This window comes from Neoactinobaculum massilliense (genome assembly GCF_900604955.1).
Classification (GTDB): domain Bacteria; phylum Actinomycetota; class Actinomycetes; order Actinomycetales; family Actinomycetaceae; genus Neoactinobaculum; species Neoactinobaculum massilliense.
In genome coordinates, this window is record NZ_UWPE01000001.1 from 1,438,557 (window position 1) to 1,460,437 (window position 21,881).

15 protein-coding genes and 2 tRNA genes are annotated in these 21,881 nt (G+C 64.3%); 7 read left to right on the forward strand and 10 right to left on the reverse strand.

Annotated elements, in window-relative coordinates; all coding sequences use genetic code 11:
* Positions 1-137: 137 nt before the first annotated feature.
* From adhP to tadA, 3 genes are all read right to left on the reverse strand, one after another.
* A complete protein-coding gene (gene adhP / locus EIH27_RS06215; RefSeq protein ID WP_124040020.1) occupies positions 138-1,154 on the reverse strand; it encodes an alcohol dehydrogenase AdhP in 1,017 nt (338 codons plus the stop codon).
* Positions 1,155-1,901: 747 nt separating this feature from the next.
* A tRNA-Ser gene (locus EIH27_RS06220) sits at positions 1,902-1,987 on the reverse strand.
* Between the two features lie 203 nt (positions 1,988-2,190).
* Positions 2,191-2,631: a tRNA adenosine(34) deaminase TadA gene (gene tadA / locus EIH27_RS08145; RefSeq protein ID WP_124040021.1), complete on the reverse strand. Its 441-nt coding sequence runs from the start codon at positions 2,629-2,631 to the stop codon at positions 2,191-2,193.
* Between the two features lie 345 nt (positions 2,632-2,976).
* Between tadA and upp the strand changes: the two genes are divergently transcribed.
* A complete protein-coding gene (gene upp / locus EIH27_RS06230; protein WP_124040022.1) occupies positions 2,977-3,615 on the forward strand; it encodes a uracil phosphoribosyltransferase in 639 nt (212 codons plus the stop codon).
* Between the two features lie 379 nt (positions 3,616-3,994).
* Positions 3,995-4,756 carry a glycosyltransferase family 2 protein gene (locus tag EIH27_RS06235; RefSeq protein WP_124040023.1) on the forward strand — a complete coding sequence of 254 codons (762 nt, stop codon included), beginning with the start codon at positions 3,995-3,997 and terminating at the stop codon, positions 4,754-4,756.
* A gap of 97 nt (positions 4,757-4,853) precedes the next feature.
* On the opposite strand, the gene EIH27_RS06240 is transcribed toward EIH27_RS06235, so the two are convergent.
* From EIH27_RS06240 to EIH27_RS06265, 6 genes are all read right to left on the reverse strand, one after another.
* Positions 4,854-7,265, reverse strand: a complete 2,412-nt coding sequence (locus EIH27_RS06240; protein ID WP_124040024.1) for a hypothetical protein — start codon at positions 7,263-7,265, stop codon at positions 4,854-4,856.
* Positions 7,265-8,530, reverse strand: coding sequence for a diacylglycerol/lipid kinase family protein (locus tag EIH27_RS06245; protein WP_124040025.1), 1,266 nt, complete (start codon positions 8,528-8,530; stop codon positions 7,265-7,267). The genes EIH27_RS06240 and EIH27_RS06245 overlap by 1 nt, the downstream gene beginning before the upstream one ends.
* A gap of 182 nt (positions 8,531-8,712) precedes the next feature.
* Complete coding sequence (locus EIH27_RS06250) at positions 8,713-9,657, reverse strand: class C sortase (protein ID WP_124040026.1); 945 nt, start codon at positions 9,655-9,657, stop codon at positions 8,713-8,715.
* Entirely contained in the window at positions 9,658-10,644 is a 987-nt protein-coding gene (locus EIH27_RS06255; RefSeq protein WP_124040027.1) for a class C sortase, read from the reverse strand.
* 188 nt (positions 10,645-10,832) lie between these two features.
* Positions 10,833-12,575 carry a SpaH/EbpB family LPXTG-anchored major pilin gene (locus EIH27_RS06260; protein WP_124040188.1) on the reverse strand — a complete coding sequence of 581 codons (1,743 nt, stop codon included), beginning with the start codon at positions 12,573-12,575 and terminating at the stop codon, positions 10,833-10,835.
* A gap of 61 nt (positions 12,576-12,636) precedes the next feature.
* A complete protein-coding gene (locus EIH27_RS06265; protein ID WP_164461615.1) occupies positions 12,637-15,777 on the reverse strand; it encodes a SpaA isopeptide-forming pilin-related protein in 3,141 nt (1,046 codons plus the stop codon).
* Positions 15,778-16,243: 466 nt separating this feature from the next.
* On the opposite strand from EIH27_RS06265, the gene serS reads away from it, so the two are divergent.
* Positions 16,244-17,572 (forward strand): serine--tRNA ligase, encoded by a 1,329-nt coding sequence (gene serS, locus EIH27_RS06270; RefSeq protein ID WP_124040029.1) that lies wholly within the window; start codon positions 16,244-16,246, stop codon positions 17,570-17,572.
* Positions 17,573-17,577: 5 nt separating this feature from the next.
* The gene (locus EIH27_RS06275) at positions 17,578-18,531 is read left to right on the forward strand and encodes an HAD family hydrolase (RefSeq protein WP_124040030.1); all 954 of its coding nucleotides are present in this window, start codon (positions 17,578-17,580) and stop codon (positions 18,529-18,531) included.
* A gap of 112 nt (positions 18,532-18,643) precedes the next feature.
* Here the strand turns inward: EIH27_RS06275 and EIH27_RS06280 are convergent, their stop codons facing one another.
* Positions 18,644-19,897 carry a hypothetical protein gene (locus tag EIH27_RS06280; protein WP_124040031.1) on the reverse strand — a complete coding sequence of 418 codons (1,254 nt, stop codon included), beginning with the start codon at positions 19,895-19,897 and terminating at the stop codon, positions 18,644-18,646.
* Positions 19,898-20,120: 223 nt separating this feature from the next.
* Here EIH27_RS06280 and EIH27_RS06285 point away from each other — a divergent pair.
* The 3 genes from EIH27_RS06285 (at position 20,121) to EIH27_RS06295 (ending at position 21,574) form a co-directional block, all read left to right on the forward strand.
* Positions 20,121-20,210 (forward strand) — tRNA-Ser (locus EIH27_RS06285).
* A 658-nt stretch (positions 20,211-20,868) separates the two neighbouring features.
* Positions 20,869-21,204, forward strand: a complete 336-nt coding sequence (locus tag EIH27_RS06290; protein ID WP_277424097.1) for a DUF4190 domain-containing protein — start codon at positions 20,869-20,871, stop codon at positions 21,202-21,204.
* Entirely contained in the window at positions 21,128-21,574 is a 447-nt protein-coding gene (locus EIH27_RS06295) for a DUF5067 domain-containing protein (RefSeq protein WP_124040033.1), read from the forward strand. Before EIH27_RS06290 ends, EIH27_RS06295 begins: the two co-directional genes overlap by 77 nt.
* The last annotated feature ends 307 nt before the right edge of the window (positions 21,575-21,881 follow it).

A 21,881-nucleotide genomic window follows, 5' to 3' on the forward strand; every position in this document is an offset into this window, starting at 1 on the left:
AATCAGCCGGCAGGATGATGCGAACAAAACCACGCAGGAACGAAAGAAAAGCACGCGCACCGGCGTCGTCGTCGAAAACGAGGCAACCGGTGCGCGCACAACTACCGCAACCCCGGGACGGATTCCCCGGAGCCCACCTACTTGGTGAAGTCGACGACCATGCGGCCCTCGATCTTGCCGTCCTTCATCTCCTGGATCATGTCGTTGATGTCATCCAGCTTGCGGGTGTGGACGATGGGGTGCACCAGGCCCTCGGCGCCGAACTGGAAGGCTTCAGCCAGATCCTGGCGCGTGCCAACCAGCGACCCGAGCACCTGGATCCCGTGCAACACGGTGTTCACAATCGGCAACTCCATGGTGCCCTGCGGCAGACCAATGAGCACCACGCGGCCGAGGGAACGAACGGAATTGACGGCCTCATCCATGGCGGCCGGCGCAACAGCCGTAACCAGCGCCGAATGCGCGCCGCCCACCTGCTGCTGGATCCACTCGCCCGCGCCGGGCTTGCTCGAGTTGTAGGTAAGGTCCACGCCCGTCCTCTTGGCGCTTTCCAGCTTCTCATCGTTAATGTCCAGCGCGACCACGTGGGCACGGAACACATTCTTGGCGTACTGGATCGCCAGGTTACCCAGCCCGCCAGCACCGTAGATGGCTACCCACTGGCCCGGCTTGAGATGCGCCTCCTTGAGGCCCTTGTACACGGTGACACCCGCGCACGTGATCGAGGAGGCCTCCACTGGATCCAGGCCCTCGGGCACCTTCACGGCGTAGTTGGCGTCGACGATGACTTCCTCAGCCATGGCGCCATCCACGGTGTAGCCCGCGTTCTGTACCTCGGAGCAGAGGGTCTCATGGCCGGACACACAGTATTCGCAGTGGCCACAGCCCTTGAAGAACCAGGCGATGGACACGCGGTCACCCAGCTTGAGCGCCGTCACCTCACTACCCAGTTCCACCACGCGGCCCACACCCTCATGGCCGATCACGCGGCCCGGGACAGCGCCGAAATCGCCGGCGGCCACGTGGAGGTCCGTGTGGCACAGGCCGGAATACTCCACCTTGACCTTGGCCTCCCACGGCTTAATGGGCCGCAGCTCCTTCTCCACGATGTCCACAAATCCGTCCGAATTGCTCCGTACTACCGCTGCTCGCATTGCTGTTCTACTTTCTCCCGGGTAGGGCGCCGGGCTTTCCCCGGGTTGCCAGGGCTTTCACCCGGGCTGGATGCCCCGGGCTCTCTCACGAGTGGGCCGCCCCGGGTCGCTCCCAGGCGGATTGACACCCGAGCTTGCCGGGTTGTCAGGTGGCGGACCACCCGCACCCGGGTCGCTTTACCGAGTTCACCCAGGCGGTACTCCCACCCAAGGTTGTCTTCTTTGACTTCCTCGGCATCAGTACCGGGCACATCTCACGTTGTAGCCCGGCATCGCTGCCGATCAGCACCGCTGCCGCGCGTCACGGAAGCGCCACTGATTAGGGCCCCGCCGGATAACCATCGGTCATCAGGCCTGCTACCAGGTGTGGCCCCTTGGACATCTCAAACGTTACCGAGCTCAGGCAGGCCGACCCCGGCCGCCTAGTCCCAAGGCCGGTGGAATATGAGCCCGCGGGGACTCGCACCGCCACTACCGCGCCGCGACGCACTCGCCACCATGCCCAACCCCGCTGAGTTGACGGAAAACTTTTCACATGACGAAAAACCTCCGGTTTCCGCCCCAATCCGGCTCCCAAACCGAACAATTTCCGTCAACTCGAAAGAATACTTAGGTCTCAGCACACGCAGGCAGAACCACCAATACCTCAGCACGTCCGCGCAGACCAGGATCGCCAATAGTCGCAGCCGTACACCCGGCCCCAATACGAAAAGTCCCGCGGCACAATTCATGCCGCGGGACCCAGAGCGGTGGCGGCGGGATTTGAACCCGCGGTGGCTATTAACCACACATCATTTCGAGTGATGCACCTTCGGCCGCTCGGACACGCCACCGCCGAATATGGTACCGAAACCGCACGTCTCCGCCAAACCCCCAAACGCGGATGAGGGCAATCCCACGCGCACCGAATAGACAAGTGTGTCCCCCTACGAAACGTGGCCTTCGCCCACCTAGCCCACGGCGTTACACCGCGACCACCCGGAACCTGGACGAAACGAACGACGGTGCCGGCGTCGTCGGACATAAACGACAGCAACTACCTGCCGAAGAAGGCACGCAATTGCGCGGCGGCGCGGTCCTCGAGCACCCCGCCCACCACCTCCACCTGGTGATTGAGCCGGGAGTCGCGGACGACGTCGCGCAAGGAACCGGCGGCGCCCGCCTTCGGGTCCCACGCGCCGAACACCAGGCGGCGGATGCGCGCGGCCACGATCGCACCGGCGCACATGGTGCACGGCTCAAGCGAGACATACAGGTCCGCACCCTCCAGATTCCAGCCGCCAAGCGCCAGACCCGCACCCCGCAGCGCGTTAATCTCCGCGTGTCCGGTCGGGTCGGCGGCGGCCTCGCGCGTGTTCCACCCCTCGGCCACGATCCGGCCGTCTCGCACCACGAGGGCGCCAACGGGCACGTCGCCGGCCGCAGCCGCGCGCTCCGCCAGCTCAAACGTACGCAAAATCAAGGATTCCCGGGACACGCCCCCATCGTCGCACGCGCGCTGCCCGGGATCTAGGGCAGGCCGCGTACCCCGCGAGCTAAGGCCCGCGCGCAAGGACGACGTCGCCGTCCCACGTCCCGGCAGCCCCACGCAGCCCAACCCCGCGCAGCCCGCACCACTGCCCCGTGCCAGCCTCACCCCAGTCCCGCGTCCCAACAACCTCGCCCACCCCAACGCGCGCACTAGAGCCGACGAAACCGCAGCCGCCCTAATCACTCCACGCCCGCCCCACTTGCGCCCACCCCACGCACAAAGCACGTAATCCCGCCCAACCCCACACCGCGCAACCCGCGAATGCCCGCGCGGCTGCGGTACCTTTGAACTATGCAGATTCAGGTAGTTGATCACCCGCTGGTAGCCCACAAACTCTCAATTCTTCGCGACGCCCAAACGCCTTCTTCCACGTTCCGCCAGCTGGTGGACGAACTGGTCACGCTCCTCGCCTACGAGGCCACGCGCGACGTCCCCACCACCGAGGTGGAGGTGACCACGCCGATTACCACCACCGTCGGCCGCAAGATCGCCGATCCGGCACCCGTGGTGGTACCGATTCTCCGTGCCGGCCTGGGCATGCTGGACGGCATGATGAAGCTGCTGCCCACGGCGGAGGTCGGCTTCCTCGGCATGAAGCGCGACGAGGACACGCTGGACGTGGTCACGTACGCCAATCGCCTGCCCCAGGACCTCAACGGCCGCAAGTGCTTCATCGTGGACCCGATGCTCGCCACCGGCCACACGATGATCGCGGCCTCCAACTACCTGCTGGATCGCGGCGCCACGGACGTGACGGGCGTGTGCCTGCTCGGTGCGCCCGAGGGCCTGCGCGCCGTCGAAAGCGAAATTGGTTCGCGTGCGGACGTGAAGATTGTGATCGGCGCGGTGGACGAGCGCCTCAACGAGCACGGCTACATTGTGCCGGGCCTCGGCGACGCCGGCGACCGCCTCTACGGCGTGGTCGACTAGTTTGACGGCGTCATTCCGGGTGGGCTCCGGCGCGGTTTCATGCGCGCGCGGGGTCCGCTTCGTTTTTGGTGCAGGGGTTGGGGGCTCGGACTCTAGGGACAACGATGTCCGCACCGGTAGTGCGCGCTCTAGTAACGCGCCGGGCGGCACTAATAGTGAAAACGCGGGTGTTCGCGCGGGTTCGCACGACGCCGAAGCGCGTAGCTCGGTCACACGTAGTTCGGTAACACCCCCCGGTAGTGAGGACGACGCCGAAGCGGGGCGCGCAGCCACGCGGGTTACGGAACCGGAAGCCAAGCCGGTTGTGGAACGGGAATGCGCAGCCCTACCAATTGCGGAACAGAAAGCTTCGCCCATTACGGAACCAGGACACGGAGCCATGCCGGTTGCGGTAGTAATCCCGGCGAAGGACGAGGCAGATCGTATCGAAGCGACCGTGCGCGCCGCGGCAACACTGCCGGGCGTGGACACCGTGGTGGTGGTGGACGATGGGTCCACGGATAATACGGCAACGCAGGCAGAGCGCGCCGGAGCGCGCGTGGTGGAGCACCATCGGAATTATGGCAAGGCGGCCGCCATGGAGTCCGGCGCACGAGCGGTGGCGGAGGCGGATACGCGCAACGGTGCCACTCACCTGCTGCTGTTTGCCGACGCGGACCTGGGCGATTCGGCCGGTGCACTCGCCCCGCTCATTGGGCCGGTGCGGGCCGGCCGCGCGGATGTGACCGTGGCCGTGCTGCCGAAGCAGGCGGGTGCGGGTGGCCATGGCTTCGTGATGGGCCTGGGCCGGCGCGCCATTGAGCGGGCCACAGGCTGGGTGCCGGTGGCGCCGCTGTCCGGTCAACGCTGCATGACGCGGGCAGCCTTTGAAGCAGCCACTCCCCTGGCGCCGGGCTGGGGCGTAGAGGTGGGCATGTCTATCGACGTGCTGGCGAAGGGGTTCACCGTGCAGGAGGTGCGGTGCGAACTGCACCACCGCGCGACGGGTAATAATCTACGCGGCTATTTACACCGCGCCGCGCAGTATCGCGGGGTGCTGCGGGCTGTGATGATCCGGCGGCTGCGCGGAGTGACCGTACCTGCGGCGCTTCGTACGGGCATGGCCTCCACGCCGTTTGAGCCCTACCGGGCGCGGCGCTAAGAAAGTCGAGCCCACCCGGGTAGAGCGGTTAGTAGGCGTCACCCGCGCCGGTAGGCTGCTTTCATGCCCGGGTAGGATGGTTAGTTCTCCGCCTGCCTCACCGTGCCGTTCTCCTCCGGGGCCGCAACGCTGCTCGCTGCGACATGAGTACAGCCTCCCGCTCCACGCACGCGAACAGCGCTGGCAGGATGATGGACATGCCCATGGCCAGGATCATGAAGCCGGAGTCATTGGTGAAGCTGGCAACCAGGAGTGCCACCGCAGCGGCACTGACGCCGCCACGAATTTCCGGCCGCTCCCACATGAGTAGCTCGGGCGTGCGCCGCGAGAAGTCCACGTGCCTGGACACCCATACTCCCGCCACCACGATCGCCGCCAATATCACCACGGCAATAAGGAGCGCCCACGGCCAGGGGGCGCCGAACATGGCAGCCTCTAGCTTGCGAAAGATCGTGGCCAAAGCGCCGGAATTGCCGCTGGCCACCTCGGTGCCGAACTGGCCCACGTGGCTGGAGCCGCCCCGATCCGTCAGCATAAATAGCACCACGCTGGCCACGCCCGCGAGCGCCACCACCGCACACCGCCACCAGTTCAGCGGAATCCGCCAGGTGTAGAGCGCCAGCAGCCCAAATCCGATGACCAGCGGTAGTGGCCCACCGAAGTCGGCGCCAATTTGTGGCAGGCCGTCAATCAGCACGGTGACCACACCAAGCGCGATTACCACCCAGCCGGCCAGCCGGCGCCGGCCCACGCTATCTCCACCGTTGGTGCCGACTTGCGCCGCATCGCCCTCGCTACCTACCGCATTACCCGCGCCACCTACCGCAGGGCCGTCGCTACCTCCTACACCACCAGCGTTATCCGTCGCACCAGTGAGAGCACTCGCACGCGCACCAACCCGAGAGCCGAGGCTCCCCGACGCAATCCATTCGCCCAGCGCCCCGGCGGCCACCATGCTGCCCGCGGCAAAAAGAGCAAATACCAGGTTGGAGACGCCATAGAACCGGCCGCCAACCGTCGGCTGTGCCCCCTGCACCGCCGTAATAATGAGCCCGGGCCGCCCCGACACACCAGCCACCAGCGCATCCAGCCCAATGGCCAGGGTGGTCACGGCACCGATACGTACCACCGGCGCGGCCACCCAGTGTGCCGGCCGCGCCTTCATCAGCCCCACCAGCCCGATGATCGCGGCAATGAAGGCCACGCCGGCCCACAGCCCCAGTGCGGCTCGGCTAAACCGCCACCAGCCGGCGAGGTTCACCAGCAGCATGGCTATCGGTACCGCCGATGCAAATACGGCAAGTTGCACCCAGCCCTGCCGCCCGTCGCCAAATTCGCGCCGCACAATCCGGGCGATGCCCCACAGCACAATGCCCACGGCCAGGATTCCCCACGCGGCATACAGTGCGGAGTAGCTCCCATGCAGTAGCGCCGCATGCACGTCCGCGTCCACCAGCGCGGCGCGGGTGGACGTCTGTCCGGTAGCCGCAATCGGTGAACTACCACCGGTTAGACCGGCCTGCGCCGCGGCTGTCACGTCCGTGAGAGTCACCAGTCCGGCCGTGCGCGTGGTGGTAGACCGCGCGAGCCCGGCCTGCCCGCTCATTGCGAACACACCCAAGCGCTCCTGGCCGACGCCGGCCACGGTCACCACCAGAACCGTCGCGTTACCGGGAGCGGCCGCAAGAGCCGCCCCCACGTTCGCATCCACCGCGGCCAGTTGCTTCTCCCGCGCCGAAGCCGCACTACTCCGTACCGAAGCCGCACTACTCGCGCGCTCCGAACCGTTACTCGCCGTCGCGCTGCTCCCGGCGCCCGTAGCTTTCGAAACGGACGGCGCAGTCACGCTCGGCGACGCCTGCGCGCCCGCGGATTCTTCCGCCATAGCCGATCGGATATCCTCCGGGGCGGCCGCCGACCCGGGCGTGGTGACCGTACCGGCGTCGGCAACAACCAGCTGTTCACTCGCGCCGCCCAGCGCCTCAGCGAGCCCAGAATCGGTGGGGATCGGCGCATTCAAGCCAGCCGAATCCGCCACCGTCACACGCCCGCCAGCAGCGGATAAATCCCCGGCCGCAAGCCACGGCGCCAAGCCACCGACCAGCCGTGCGTTCTCTGCCGCGCCAACCAGCCGACCCAGCTGCGCGTGGAACGCGGACTCCTTATTACCTGTAACCGCGGCTGCCCCCGCGGACTTCGTGTAGGCGTCCGTACAGCCATCGGACGCCGCCGCGCGTTCCCCAGCCGACAGCGTGAGCCAGCCCGCCACCGGGCACGTGCCATTCGCGAGCGCGCGCGTGGAAATATTCGCCACGGACATACTTGCCAGTAGCCCAGCAAGGTTGGGCGTACGTGCCTCAGATACATCCGCCCAGGTCACGCCGGCCATACCGATGATCCACACGGGACCGGCCCCATTGGTGTCCGCCCGCGCCGATCCCGCGGGCACGCAGGCACCGCCTACTACCGCCACCAGCGCCACTATCCACAGCCACAGGCGTTTCACCATTAGCTCATCACCACCAGGGCACTCGGGTCCACACTCACCCGCACGCTGCGGGCAAAGCCGAGCACATCGCCGTCGGCCTCAATCGGCTCAAACTCCTCAGTGTCCACGCGCGCGGACTTGGTGCGCCGGAAGCGTAGAGATGCCAGGTCCCGGGCACGCGTACGCCCGCCGACCGCCCGCACCAGCACCTGCCGGGCCAGCTCCACCCAGCCCAGCAGGCCCCCGCGGACGCGCATGGTGCCCACATCCAACCAGCCGTCATCAATGCGTGCATCCGGCACCAGAGCAAGGCCCGTGGGTAGCGTGCCGCAGTTGGCGAAGAGGATGGAACGGTAGCGCCCCTGCCCAGCACCCGCTTCCCTCGCACTGCCCGTGCGCCCGCTCTCCGCCGCGTACGCGGGGCCGTGCGCATTCATCCCCAGCGTCACGGTGGCGCGCATCGATTCGCCGCGCAGGTTACGCAGGCCCGTCATGACGTAGGCCACCCAACCAACCCGCCGTTTGAGGTCTGAATCCGTCTCCGCCATAATCCGTGCGTCAAATCCGAGCCCACCGATCACCAGGAATGGCTCACGCCCGCTGAAACTGCCCCCGGCCTCGGGTTCGGGCACACCAATTTCCGCGGCGCGCCGCCTAATTTTTTGGACGCGCCGCCGCAGCCGCTCCGTCTGGACCGTATCCGCCGGTTCCTCCACGGCCTCGATCCAGCCGACATCAATAGCCCACGGCCGCCCCGTCACAGCCGTGGCCACCTGCTCCTCCAGCCCGGCGGGAAGCCCCAGGTTGAGCCCAAGGAGATTCCCGGTCCCCGCCGGCACGATCCCCAGCGGAATGCCGGTGCCGGCCAGTACACCACCTACCACGCGCACGGTGCCATCCCCACCGGCCGCAATCACGCGCGAGGCGCCCATCGCCACAGCACGCCGAGCCTGCCCGGCACCCGGATCATCCACTGATGTTTCCAGCCATTCCACGTGCGGCAAATTCGCCGCCGCGCTCACGGCCTCCACCGTGTGCCGGAGCGCCCCGAGGTCCGTCACCTTCACCGGGTTATAAATCACCACCACCGGGCCGGCCTCGGCCTCTTTTCCAGCGGCCACCCCGTTCCGACCGCCAGCCGCGCCGCCCTCATCCGCGCCGCCCACCAGATGTTCGAGCGCATCAACCCGCCGCCGCGCCGCCCGAAGCGCGCGGTGATTCTCCCAGGCACCCAGCACCGCCGCAACCGCGGTAACGAGCGAAATAAAGGCGATCCACGTGGTCATGCCGCAAGCATACGGCAGGGTTCCGACAGCTTTTGGTTCGACGCCGCTAAGATTGCCGCCACTAGCCACGCCGCTGCTAGACTCACCGCCTTATGCGTGCCGTCCTCGCCCGCGCCGCGCTGTTTCGCTCGCGGCCGGACCATTCACCTCGCCGCCCATGCCTCGCCGCCGAGCCCGCGCCCTCAGCTAGCCGCCTCGTGCAACTCGGCCCGGCCGTCGGCATGCGTCGCCGCCTTCCCATTCTTCCGCGTCCGCCACACCATGTAGCTGGCCGCCGTTATCCCCGCGGCAGCTCCGCCTAGCAGCCACCACATCCACCCTTGCAGGTGGAATCCGCCCGCGGCCGCCTGCGCGCTCTTATCGGCCGCAGGGTCATACGGAATCCGGTGCCCGCGCACTAGGAGTCGGTGTGTGTTGACGGCGTACGGCGTGCACGTGAACAGGGTCAAATAATCCTTGCCGGCCACGGGCTTGAGATCACCAAGTTCGGTCGGTAGCACCACTTTGATCTGGTCTACCTGGTAGGCGAGCGTGTGGCCATACACGTCCACGTACATGACGTCGCCCTTCTTCACCTGGTCCAGGTTGTCGAACAGTGTGGCCGTGGAGAGCCCGGTGTGCGACGTGAGCACCGCGTGCGTCCCCTTCCCGCCCACCGGCAGCGACGTGCCGTACAGGTGCCCGGCGCCCGTGGCCAGCACGTCCGCGCTGGTGTCATGCCGCACAGGCAGGTCAATCCCTACCGCGGGCACCCGCACCCGCGCCATGATGTCCAGCAGGTTGAGCTGACTCAGGTAATCGCGGTACGGCGCGGATTCTGGATCGCCGGATACCTGGTGGAGGTAGGGGTCCAGCACCGGCACGCCGGAGATACGCCCGTTGTATTCCTGGGCACGCTTGATCTCCGCGTCCTGCTGCGCATTACTGAGTTTGGCACTCTGGGTGGAGTATTGCTCAGCAAATTGGTGCTGACGCATGTTGTTGTAATTCGTGGACAGCACCGGGTACAGCAGCAGAAGCACACCCACCAGCACAATGAGCACGGGGATCACGAAGTGGCGCGCCCGGCGTTTCCCCTTCGCGTCTCGCGGTGCCGCAACAGTTTCGGACGCCATATGCTTCGCCATCTACTGCTCCCTTTCGTTGCGCTGTATCCCCGACGACGTCGCCCCGCCCGGTCCCGCACCGGTAACGCGAGTTGTGGTGCCCGGTGCGGTATTGCTAGACGCGCGGCTGGCCGCACCGCCCCGGCGCGTGGCCCGATCGCGGCGCACCCAGGAGGCCGCAAAGACCGCCAGCAGTACCAGGGCCACCCCCGCAATCGCGATGCGCGGCCACATCCACTGCTCAATGTTGACGCCGCTCGGCACACTCACCGCCGAGTCCGCACCAAGATCCGCCACGCCCTGGGTGGGAATACGCTCCCCCTGTACCACCAGCCGGTAATAGTTAAGCGGCCCGCCCTTGGGCGTAATGCACGTGACCAGGCTGACCAGGTCCTTGCCGGGCACGGGCGCGACGGCGTCAAGCTCGGTGGGGCGAATGAGTTTCGTGCTCACCACCCGGTAGGTGAGCACCTGCCCGGCCACGTGAATCATGAAATCGTCACCCGGCGCCAGTTCCTCCAGCCCGGTAAAGAATGTGTATCCGGGAAGCGTGTGATGCCCGGCCAGCACCGCGTTGGTACCTTTCCCGCCCACCGGCAGAGCACTCCCGAAGAAATGCCCCACCCCGGTTTTCAGTGCGGCCGCGGTAGTGCCGTGCACAATCGGCAGGTTCGCGCCGATCTTGGGAATAACAATCGTGGCCATCGGATCTGTCCCGCCCAGCTGGGTGAGGTATTCGGCGTACGCGGGCGTCTGGGTCACGTCACTGGACTCGCCCCACGGGTCCGTGAGGAGCCTCGGATCCAGGTGCGCGTTGTAGCGCTGCGCGGCCTTAAACTCCGCCGACGCCGCCCCGCTCACCCGTTGCTCACGTTCGTAGGTGAGAGCCTTCCCGGTCAGGGTGCGGTCATGGAGAAGCGTTTCACCCACCGGCCAGATGGTGATGAGGCAGCCGGCCAGGAGCAACAGCGTGACGATGAGCCGCGATACTCCCTTTTTCTTCCGCACTACTCCTCCTCACCTTGCCCGCTCCGGTACGGGAACGTCCCAGCACCGCCGCGCCCCGGCGTCGTACCGACCCGCAATAAGCGCGTAGGCGAATCACCGAAGCACCCGCGCGGCCCGGGACCGCACACGTGTGGGGCGAGGACTGCTCCCCGCCCCACAGCGCTAACTACGGCAACCGTAGTTATCTGTTAGGCGTCCTGCCGCCGCCGGCTGGAACGCACGTAGTAGGCCACACCACCCGCAATGAACAGCACGCCGAGTGCGGACACCAGGGCCACGCCCTGACCGCCGGTCAGCGGGAGCTTGTTGCCGAGGTTATCGAGCTGATCCACAACCTCAATGTTGCCGCCCGCGCTGTCCTTCGCATTCGCATCACGCTCGGCATCCGCGAACGCCGTGCTCAGATCCGTCACCGTGCCGGCCACGGTCAGATCGAATTCGATCGGATCGGCCAGCAGCTGATAGCCGGAGGGCGCCTTCGTCTCTACCAGGCAGTAGGAGTGGAAGTCCTTGGCGTCCGTGATTGCGCCGGAGGTCTCGCCGTCGTTGTACCAGTTGGAGAGCTGGAGGTTCTTGAAGGAAGCCAGACCGTTGGCGTCCGTGGTGGACGTAGCGATCGCCGTGTCACCAAGAGTCTCGCAGGTGAAGGCACCCGAGGCGTCCTTGGTGGCGCGGTACACCTTGAACTCAGCGTCCTTCAGAGCAACGCCGTTCTCGCCGATCTTGTGCAGCACAATATCGCCGTACTTGGATGTCACCGTGTTGGACGTGGGCGGGTTCTCCGGCTCATCCTTCGGGTTGTCGCCCGGCGTCGGCGCCGCGGTGCCCTGATCGGTCCAGTAGCTGTTGTTCGGCTCGAAGTAGGCCGTGTTGTCAATCAGCCCGGAGCCTGGAACAGCGGCAACCGTGGCCACAATGTCCGTCTGCACGAAACTGCCGGAGTGAGCAGCCAGCACATTGAGACCGGCGGAGGTGAAGGACACCTGGACCCGATCGCCGTCGGACGTCAGGTTGTAGTCCGTACCCTCCGTAAGCGTTGCCACTTGCGTACCGCTGGCGTCCACCACGGAGAGCGTGGCGGCCTTGTAATCCAGGTTGGTGGCATCCAGCTGATCATTGATGTAGTAGTACCCCAGGTCCGCACCATTCACCGTGTTGTCCTGGTTTGCATCCGTAGCCGTGATGGAGGTCTTGATGCGGTAGGTGAGATCCTGACCCACCGTGTAGCCGTCCTGGCCCGACGTACCCACATTGCCGTCCAGCACCTGCTTGGTGATGGTGGCCTGCTGGTTCTTCGGGTACACCATGACGTCATACATCCAGGAGTTCCGATTGTCCGGATTCGTCATGGGCAGCGTCACCAGGAACGGGGCCGCACCGGTCAGCTCGCCGGCCGTCACGGGCTTGCCGGTGGCGTTGTTGACGGGGCTGGAGGAGGCGAGGTTCTCCACCACCACGTAGAGGGCAACGCCGCCATCAAATGTGGCCGTCCCATCCTGGCCCGTGGTCACCGTGCCCTCCTTGGTCACGGTGTAGACCGTGTCATCCGTGGCGGTGATGGTGCCGCTCGAGGCAGTGGAGAGATTGGCGCCCTTCAGCTTGGCGGCCGCCTCCCACCCCGCATTCGTGGTGAGGTCTACTCCGCTCACCTTGTACACATCGAAGTTGACGCCCGAAAGGGAATCACGCCCGGTCATATTCTGTACCGTGCCGTTGTTGGGCAGGTTCGTGGTGTCACCGAGATACTTCGTAATAGTCAGTCGCGTGGAGGCGGCATCGTTGATCAGTGCCGGATCCCCGGCCTGCTGCGACACACCGTTCACACTCCCCTGATCCGTGGTGTCAGCCATTGCCGGCGCGGCGGCAAAGAACGACGCGCCCACCATGGCGCCCGCCGCAAGCAGCGAGGCTACCTTTCCTGTGAACTTCATCAGTTTCTCCTACTCATGGATTACCCGGTCCCGATCGGCTATGCCGCAGCGGCGAAAGCCATCAACGTTCCGATCGGAAGTTCCTCATCATTAGCCCGGCCCCCAGGGCCATCAGCGCGGCCCCCAACCAGGCCCAGCGCCCATACCCGCCGTCACCGCCGGCTTGCGGTAACGCCATGGGCGTTTGGTCAACGATCTCCAGCGTGTACGGCTGCGTGAGCGTCACGTATGCCGTCTCTTGAGCCTCCGTATGTACGCCGGAGAAGTCCAATGTCACCTGCACCGGTGTGGCCAGCAGATTGTGGCCCGCGGGTGCGCGTGTTTCCACCACCCAGTAGGTACCCGGGGTGAGCCCCGCCGCCGTAAAGACGGCCCCGGTGCTATCCGCCGTGAGCTCACTGGCAATCGGACTTGCGCCCGTGCTGGGATCCGCGTCATAGAGCGCGAACGCCGCGCCCGGCAGCGCGCATGTGGGCTGGTTGGTATCGCAGTTCGTGCCCAGCTTGGCCACCTGGAAGCTGAGGCTGGGCGGAGTGACGGGCACGCACGCCTCATTGTTGGCTGTGCCATCCGTGTCACCGTCCAGCGTGACGCTGTTGTGCAGGCCACGGCCCGGTGTGCATTCGGCAAGCTTGTTCCAGTCCGTCGACGCCGGAGTGGTCACCCGGTAGGTGACGCTCACCGTGTACGTGGTGGTTGCTCCCGGCGTGAGGCTCTGCGCGCTTGCCGGGATGGTGAACGTTGCCGCCTGGCCGGACTGTGCGATCTGAACAGCCGCGTTATTAACGGATATATCCGCCACCGTCAGCCCGTCCGGCACCGCCACCGTATCCGTCACGGATGGATGCGGCGCGGATACCTGGCCGGTGTTTGTAACCGTTACCTGGTAGGTGGCAACAAGTTGCGGACCGTTCGCTCCGTTCGTCACCTCGATGGCGCTGCCCGTCTCGTTCCAGCCGCTACCGGCCTGGGCCAGCTTCTGCACGGCGAATTGGGCGGGGTGAACGGTCCAGGTGTCCGCGTCCGTCACCGGTGTGCCGGAGAAGTAGCCGACGCCGTTAGCGGTAGCCGTATTTGTAACGTCCTCGCTCACGCCGGCATCCGTGGTGCACCGGTACAGCCACACTTCAGAGGGCTGCAACAGTCCGTCCTCATTGCGATCACCCACGTTGTACCCGGTTGTGTCCGTAACGCTCTGGACATTCGAGCACTTATCATCCGTGACCGTCACGTTCTTCAGCGGCTCGGCACCGACTTCCTTGGCCGGGCTGGGGTATGCACCGTAGGTGTCCGACGCCGCGTCATACGGCTCCATACCTTTCGGTTGGTTTGGATCCGTGGACACCTGGTAGAAGTAGGTGATGGGCGAACCGTCCGCGACTACCTGATTATTTTTGGCGTACTTGTTGATACCGATTTGCGGATTCTTTACGTCATAGCAGGTGGGATCAGCGCCGCCCTGAACGGCGGGATCGTCAGATTTTACAACCGCGAGGGCACCGACAAATGTAGCCGTCGCCTGGTTGCACACGTGCGTTTGACCCGCGAATGGCTTGGTATCGAAAGTAACGGTGAGCACCCCGCTCGTGCCGGTGGTGACCAGCCCGCTAAACCCTGTATCCGGCGAGTGCACATCCGCCGCGGAGGCGAAGGGGAACTGCCCGCCCGCACCGTCCGGTACGGTCTGGCCATTCATCTTCGTGCTGCCCGGAATATAGGTGATGCCCTGTGCGGCGAGATCATCTACCAGCTGCACACCCGTAGCCTCCAGCTGACCGAGGTTTGAGATGGTCACGGTGTAGGTGACCACGCCATCCCCAAGCGCCGCGGTCTTCTCCACAGCGAGCTCCGGTTTCGGGAGGGCGCAGGAGCCCAGATCCTCAATTTGGAAGTTGGAGTAGGCGGCCTTCTGCGTGGCCTTGCCGGTCACCTTATTCACCTGCCACAGCTTTGAACCGCCCGTTACGTTGCCGTTCTTGTCTACATCGCGTGTAGAGGCCCACAGCGTTCCATCCTCCATGAACGCAATGCCGTTGAACTCGCCCTTCCCCATGGAGCCCACCAACTGTGCCTTGGGCTCGTCGGATGCCAGTGACTCCTTGGACACCGTGTAGAGGAAAGCGGTGCCGTCACTCTGTCGGGAGCCGATGATCCACATATTGCCCAGGCCGTCAAAAGCGAGATCGCCGGACGCCAACGTCATGGCCTGGTTAGGCGCGAAAGTGTAGCCGTTCGATGTGGAAAGCACGGCACCACCGGTCCAATTGGTGCCCCCGCGCGCGTGCCTCCAGATTGCTCCCTGGTTGTCCACGATCCATTCGGTGCCCTCAGCATCAACACCCATACGCACGGTAAACGGAGTATCACGCCAGAGCGTGAGCTGATCACTGACGGTGTTCGTGACGGAGTTGTAGGCGTGCAAGCCGCCCATGTCATAACTGCCATCCTGGTACACGTAGCGGGGTGCAAAGTACACCTGGGTGGGGTCAAGAGGATCCACCGCCAGTGCCGCGGTACCCGTTGTGGTCATGGTTTCGTTCGTACCGGGGGTGGGATCCACCAATCGGTCAATGGTGTACTTACTGGTGGCCGCGTAGGTAGTCGGATCAATCGTGCCCACGCGCCCGAAGTCCCCGTTTGCCCGTTGGCCGGACCCGAACCAGAGCGTGTTGCAGGAGGCGGCACCAGACGTGCTGCCGATGCTTACGGTGACGGCCGCCTGCACCTGTCCGTGAATATTCGTTGCATGGTAATCGCTGTAGCGCAGGGTGGCCGTGCTTGTGGTGGTCACGGTGACGCGGCTGGTGCACGTGTAGGTAACCGTCCCGCCCGCCGCAAGCATGCCTGAACCCACCGAGAGATCGCCCGCGTCCTTGATATCCACCGGAGCGCAGCGGTTATCAGAGAAACCGTCGAGGAAAATCGAATGGGTGGCGAGGTTCGTCACCGTATACGTGTAGGTGACGTCACCGCCGCCCGCCGGCAACGAGGTAGTGCTGGCACTGATGGTCAGCTTGACCGTTCCGTTCGACGTCGAATTAGACAGTTGCGCAGCCGCCGCACTGACCTGCGCCCCTTGGGAGGACGTCACAGGGTCCGCCGTGGACGCGCTGAGCGGAGCAACGCCGGCAATCAGAGCCCCACAAAGCACAAAGACAAAGACCAGGGCCGTCACTGTTCTCGCATGTATCAGGCGCTTCATTCCATATCCTTTCCGGCAAGAGCCCATCTACACAACTCCGGCATTACAATCACTTAGTCCGTTAGTCCTTCTCTTTTGCTGATATATACAGGTATAAGTACGTGGGGAGGTAATGCAAAATTAACCAACATGGTTATTTTAAAATTATTAAATTTTCAACTGTTAAGACTGTGTGTGAAGTGTATTTATGCATGGAGCCCCCCCCCCGCGCGAAAGTGCGGCTTTAAGCCGATGAGGCGTCCGATTTAACAACAGAGAATGTTTGCGACACCCCGCAGAAAGTTACGAAACCACCCCAAATGTGATATATCTCACTTATTTTAGGGGACTTGTGGCCCAGATATATCCGCGTTGGGCAGATACCACGCTTGCGCTTCTTCATCCCACGCAGTGCGTGCCCACCCCGCACCACAAATCTGCGTTCTCCGGCGCACAGAAGACCGCCCAGCCCGCGTAAGCTGAACCCATGCTAGATATTCGCTTTGTCCGGGAAAACCCCGAAGTTGTACGCGAGTCCCAGCGTCGCCGCGGCAATGACCCCGCCAGCGTGGACGCGCTGCTGGCCGCCGACGACGCCCGGCGCACCTCCCTCCAAACGTTTGAGGCCAAGCGGGCCGAACAAAAGGAGGTGTCACGCTCCGTGGGGAAGGCGTCCAAGGAAGAACGCCCCGCCATCCTGGAAAAGGCCAAGGCACTGGCCGTGGAAGTAAAGACCCTCGAAGCAGAGGCGGCCGCCGCGGAAGAAGCCTACAAGAAGGCCAATATGGCCATCGAAAACATTGTGCTTGACGGCGTGCCGGCTGGCGGCGAAGACGACTACGAGGTTGTGGACGTTATTGGCACGCCACGCGATTTCGAGGCCGAGGGCTTCACCCCCAAAGATCACCTGGATGTGGCCGAAGGACTGGGCGCCGTGGACATGGAGCGCGGCGCAAAAGTGTCCGGCTCCCGCTTCTACTACCTGACGGGTATTGGCGCACGGCTGGAACTGGCCCTCCTCACCATGGCCTGGGACCAGGCAGAAGAGCACGGCTTCACCGTGATGACCACCCCCACGCTCGTCAACCCGGACATTATGTCCGGCACCGGATTCCTGGGCGAGCACTCCGATGAGATCTACTACCTGCCGGCGGACAACCAGTACCTGGTGGGCACCTCCGAGGTGGCGCTGGCCGGATTCCATAAGGACGAAATCCTCGACCTCTCGAATGGCCCCGAAAAGCTGTCCGGCTGGTCCGCCTGCTACCGCCGCGAAGCGGGCTCCTACGGCAAGGACACCCGCGGCATCATCCGCGTCCACCAGTTCAACAAGGTGGAAATGTTCGTCTACAGCCGCGAAGAAGATTCCGTGGCGTGCCACCAGAAGCTCCTCGCCATGGAAAAGGAGATGCTGGCCAAAGTGGAGCTCCCCTACCGCATTATCAACACGGCCGCCGGGGACCTGGGCTCCTCCGCCGCGCAGAAGTTTGATTGCGAGGCGTGGCTACCCACCCAGCACCGCTACCTGGAGCTCACCTCCACCTCCAATTGCACCACCTACCAGGCGCGCCGCCTGGGTATTCGCGAGCGCCGGGAGGATGGCTCCACCCACCAGGCGGCCACGCTCAACGGCACGCTGGCCACCACACGCTGGCTGGTAGCCATGCTGGAAAACCACCAGCAGGCTGACGGTTCGCTCTACATTCCTAAGGCGCTGCGGCCCTACCTGGGCGGGATTGAGAGCGTGGCGCCAATTAAGCGCGCGGGCAAGCAGGACGGCGCCAAGCCCGGCAGCACGTCCGGGGCCGCCAAGTAAGCCATATGCGGGATCCCTCGGCGCGCACCGCACCTCCCACCCGGGCGCAGGCACTGGCTCGGGTGGGTGAGGCGTTCGCCGTCGCCGGTATCCCCGGGGCGGGCCCGCACCTGCAGGTGTGCCTGGACGTGGATGGCACTATTTTTCCACGCCAGCGCACCATATCTCGGCGGGTCAAGCAGGCCATCGCGGATCACCTGGCCGCCGGCACGCACGTGGTCATCGCCACCGGGCGCGGACGGCAGGCCGCCCAGTTCATCCTGGATATGCTCCCATTCGATTCCACCGTCCTGGTGTGCTCGAATGGGGCGCAGACACTCTTTACCGGCTCCACCCGTATTCCCGGCGTGCCCGTGCGTGAGGTGTCCACGCCGGGCGTGCCGGATGGCACCCACCATGTGGCGAATCTTCACACGTTCCCGCAGGATGTCCTGGTACGCGCTATTGAGGGGGTGCGCCGCGCGCTGCCGCACAGTTTCCTGGCCGTGGAACCCATCGACGGCCTGCGCCGCGTCTCCCCGGGGCTCACCACCGGCTACCTGGTGGAACCGCCCTATCTTGAGGAACCCGATTCCGGCCTGGCGCTGCCGGACGTCATGCGCATGATCGTGGTGGATCCGGTACTGGATACACCCTCCATGCTGTCAGCCATCGCCGCGCAGCACCTCACCGGCGCGCTCTTCGCCGCCTCCGGCCCATCCTGGCTCGACGTGAGTCCAGCGGGCGTCACAAAGGCCAGCGCCGTGGAGCAATTACGCAGCCAGTTCGGGGTGGCCCCCACCGCCACCGTGGCTGTCGGAGATGGCGGGAACGACGTCGCCATGCTTCAGTGGGCACGCCTCGGCATTGCGATGGGCAGTGCACGGAACTACGTGAAGGACGCAGCGGATTTAGTGACCGCCACCGTTGAGGACGACGGCGCCGCGATCGTACTGGAGGCCCTCCTACAGCGCGCCTAGCCACCGGCAACATGCGGGGCGGATACCGGCGGATACCTTGACCGCGGGAATGCCGGACGCGCGGGTGGCGGCGTCGTCGGAATACCACGCCACGAAACGCGGGCCCGGACCCCTACTCGATGCTGAGCATGGACATCAGCGCCATATTCACAACGCCGTTGAGCACCCATGCAGCCACCAGCATGCCCACCCAGGCGCCGGCGAAGGGGCGGGACGTGCCGGAGTACCAGCGCTGACCCTGATAGCCCACCACGTAGCCCCAGATAATGATGGCGACCTCAGCGAACGCGGCCAATACCCCCAGAATCACCGCCAATGACGGCGAAACCAGGGCGGCCAGTGCAGCCAGGATGCTAGCCCCAACAACCAGGACAACCTCGAGCGGGATGATCAGTGCCATGACTCCCATCCAGATAGTGAGCGCATCCGTATATGTCACGTTCACGTGCTGGGCGCGAAGTGTCGCAAACACGGCGAGGGCAATGAGCAGCAGAGCCGCGACCCGCCCCAACCCCAGGTAGAGCATGCCGGTAACGGGAGTGAAACCGGCAAAAGCGTCAAAAAGCGGAGCCAGGGTGGGATCGAAATCCGCCTTAACACTCCACATGACGCCGGCCAGCAGGCCCGCGACGGCGTCGACCGCCACCACGATAGCGAACGCGATCCAGCTGAAGTTGCGGCCCGCGAACGCCCAGGCGAAACCCGTGCCCGTCCGGCCGTGGACCAGGTTGGTGAACACGTGCACCATGGCGGTCCAGGGCGAAACGGTGCCACGCTGCGGGGTGGAGGGGTCCACGTCCCACTTCGGGCCACGCAGCGGCGGATAGTAGAAGGGCTGCTGGTAGGCGGGGGCTGGCGGATAAGGCGCCGGGGGATACGGTGCTGGCGCGCCCGGGTAGGTGGGGCCGGATTGGGGTGCCGGGGCGGACTGGTACTGGGGCGTTGAACCAGGCTGGTACTGGGGCGCCTGGCCGGTCTGGTATCCGGTACCCGTGTAACCGGAGCCGCTATAGGAGCCGGCGTACCCGGAACCGGTTCCGTACGACGTCGAACCCGGCTGGTACGTAGGTCCCGCAGCAGGGCCGGACTGGTACGACGACGGACCGGCGGCAGAAACCGGGCCGGCCACATAGGGCGGATACTGCGCCGAGCCACCCGAATAGCCGCCGGTTGGAACACCCTGGTAGCCCGCACCATTCTGGTAGTTCTGACCGTTCGGGTAGGGCGAGCTCCCCGAGTATGCGGTGGTGCCCGGGTAGGACGGGAGGGACCCGCTACCTGTGGCGGACGAGCCGGCAGCGCCCGAACCGGTAGCTCCCGAATCCGCGGGCCCGGCGTTCGCTTCGCTATTGGGCATATCGCTCATGATGCTCCTTACCTCGTGGAATCGAGCCAAGCACCGCCTCGGCGATGCGTCAGGGCTGATTGTATCGACGCTCGCTGAACACAAGCTGTCCATAGCGCCTATCTTGCGTAACGGGTCCGACACTTCGGTGCGTGTGCCTTGCGTCGTGCCCACACTGCTCTCCGCCATCGAGACGGGCTCCACTCCGCATGGATCGATGCAACTCGGCTAAGATGGCCCAGCAGGAGAGTTGTCAGAGCGGCCGAATGAGACGGTCTTGAAAACCGTTATGCGGTTATCCGCATCGGGGGTTCGAATCCCCCACTCTCCGCCAACCACGGGCTCACCCTGACCCCGATTACCCACTGGAGAGACCTGTCCAGGCTCTTATACCCACTAGGGAGCCCACCGGGCTCGGATCCCCCGCTGAGCGGAGCTTGCCGGCCAGCGTGACCCGCTGAAACCGCAGAAAACTTTTCAGTTGACGCAAAACTTCCGCTTTCCGCCCCTCACAGGCCTCCAAACCGGAAGTTTTCCGTCAACTGAACAAAAAACCATCAACTCAACACACCCGCATGGCCCATCCACCCACTACTGCCGCCACATCCACCCACATTGGTCTGCCACCCAACTGCCCCATCGCCGCTCACCCGCCGTCTCATCCACACACTGCCAAAAGTAAGCGACTGAATAGCGAAAATTTTCGACGTACATAACTCACAACAGTTATAATCACTGTGTAAATATCCACGTCCAGGCACGAGAATCCGAGCATCACCACCGCGTTTTGCCCAAAATCTCATGCCTGGTGTTTCTGAAGGGACCTTCATGTCCACACCTGAAAACAATATTCCTACTCCCCCCCCGGGGTAGGCGACGGCACCCAGCCCGCCGACGGCGCGGCTAAGCAGCCCGAATTTGGTGCGGCACCTCAGTACGGCCAGCAAGCCCAGTACGGACAGAACCAGCAGCCGAAGCGCAGCGGTCTGGCGATCACAGCCCTGGTGCTCGGAATTATCACCCTACTACTCTGCTGGGTACCGATCTTCAATAACATCATTTTCATCGTTGCGATTGTGGGCCTCATATTCGGCATCATCGCAATGGTCATGGTAAAGAAGAACCCGACCAAGCGCCGCGGCTTCGGCATGGCCCTGGCAGGCCTAATTCTTTCAGTCGTCTCGATCGCGGGCGTGCTCATTACGCAATCCATCTACAGCAAGGCACTGGACGCAGCTTCCAAGGCGATCGATGACACCTACAGCAGCGCAGCAGCAGAAAATGCCCCCGGCAGCCTCTCCGGCCGCCACCGACACCGCATCCGGTAATGACGGAGGTGTCGCAATCGGTTACACATCCATGGTTCTTGGCCCGAACGATTATGAAGGGAAACCCACTGCTATTCTCACTTATACCGTGACGAATAACACCGATAAAACCTATGACATGCTAACCGAATTAGAGGTGCAGGCCTATCAGAACGGCACTTCGCTTGACAACTTCCCGATCTACACCACCGATCCAAAGGGCTATGACAGCAATTCAAGTCACCAGAAAATCCAGCCCGGTGCTACAGCAACTGTTACGCAGGCATTCGTGGTGAGCGACCCAGCGGCAACAGTAAAAGTTGAAGCAACGCCGCTTTTCGATTTTGACAACGAGGCCCAGCCCGTTTCCCAGGAGTTCAAGCTGCAGTAACTACTAACGACGACGCCGGGGCCCGAGTAATGAACTGCTCCTGTTTGTTGGACTGAGTAATTTTCCGATGAGCAGGGCAGTTCAAATCTCGGGCCCCGTTCGCATGTGTCAGCGGCTAAAAACGCGCCGCGAATGAGTAAGGCCGGTGGGAACCGGCCCTACCACTCCAGTATTTGAGCTTCTCCGATCATACCGGCCACCACTCCCCACAAGACCAGCGCCAGTGGCCCGGGCCCGAGCTCGGGCGACGCTCTTCAGCTTCCGAGGGCCACTCCCACAAGTCCCAAAGGCCGGCATGCGGGAACGA

Coding starts and splice junctions, on each gene's coding strand:
- EIH27_RS06275 (WP_124040030.1), top strand. CDS start 17,578: ATGCGGGATCCCTCGGCGCGCACCGCACCTCCCACCCGGGCGCAGGCA.
- adhP (WP_124040020.1), bottom strand. CDS start 1,154: ATGCGAGCAGCGGTAGTACGGAGCAATTCGGACGGATTTGTGGACATC.
- EIH27_RS06265 (WP_164461615.1), bottom strand. CDS start 15,777: ATGAAGCGCCTGATACATGCGAGAACAGTGACGGCCCTGGTCTTTGTC.
- serS (WP_124040029.1), top strand. CDS start 16,244: ATGCTAGATATTCGCTTTGTCCGGGAAAACCCCGAAGTTGTACGCGAG.
- EIH27_RS06295 (WP_124040033.1), top strand. CDS start 21,128: ATGACACCTACAGCAGCGCAGCAGCAGAAAATGCCCCCGGCAGCCTCT.
- EIH27_RS06235 (WP_124040023.1), top strand. CDS start 3,995: ATGCCGGTTGCGGTAGTAATCCCGGCGAAGGACGAGGCAGATCGTATC.
- EIH27_RS06280 (WP_124040031.1), bottom strand. CDS start 19,897: ATGAGCGATATGCCCAATAGCGAAGCGAACGCCGGGCCCGCGGATTCG.
- EIH27_RS06240 (WP_124040024.1), bottom strand. CDS start 7,265: ATGGTGAAACGCCTGTGGCTGTGGATAGTGGCGCTGGTGGCGGTAGTA.
- EIH27_RS06260 (WP_124040188.1), bottom strand. CDS start 12,575: ATGAAGTTCACAGGAAAGGTAGCCTCGCTGCTTGCGGCGGGCGCCATG.
- upp (WP_124040022.1), top strand. CDS start 2,977: ATGCAGATTCAGGTAGTTGATCACCCGCTGGTAGCCCACAAACTCTCA.
- EIH27_RS06245 (WP_124040025.1), bottom strand. CDS start 8,530: ATGACCACGTGGATCGCCTTTATTTCGCTCGTTACCGCGGTTGCGGCG.
- EIH27_RS06250 (WP_124040026.1), bottom strand. CDS start 9,657: ATGGCGAAGCATATGGCGTCCGAAACTGTTGCGGCACCGCGAGACGCG.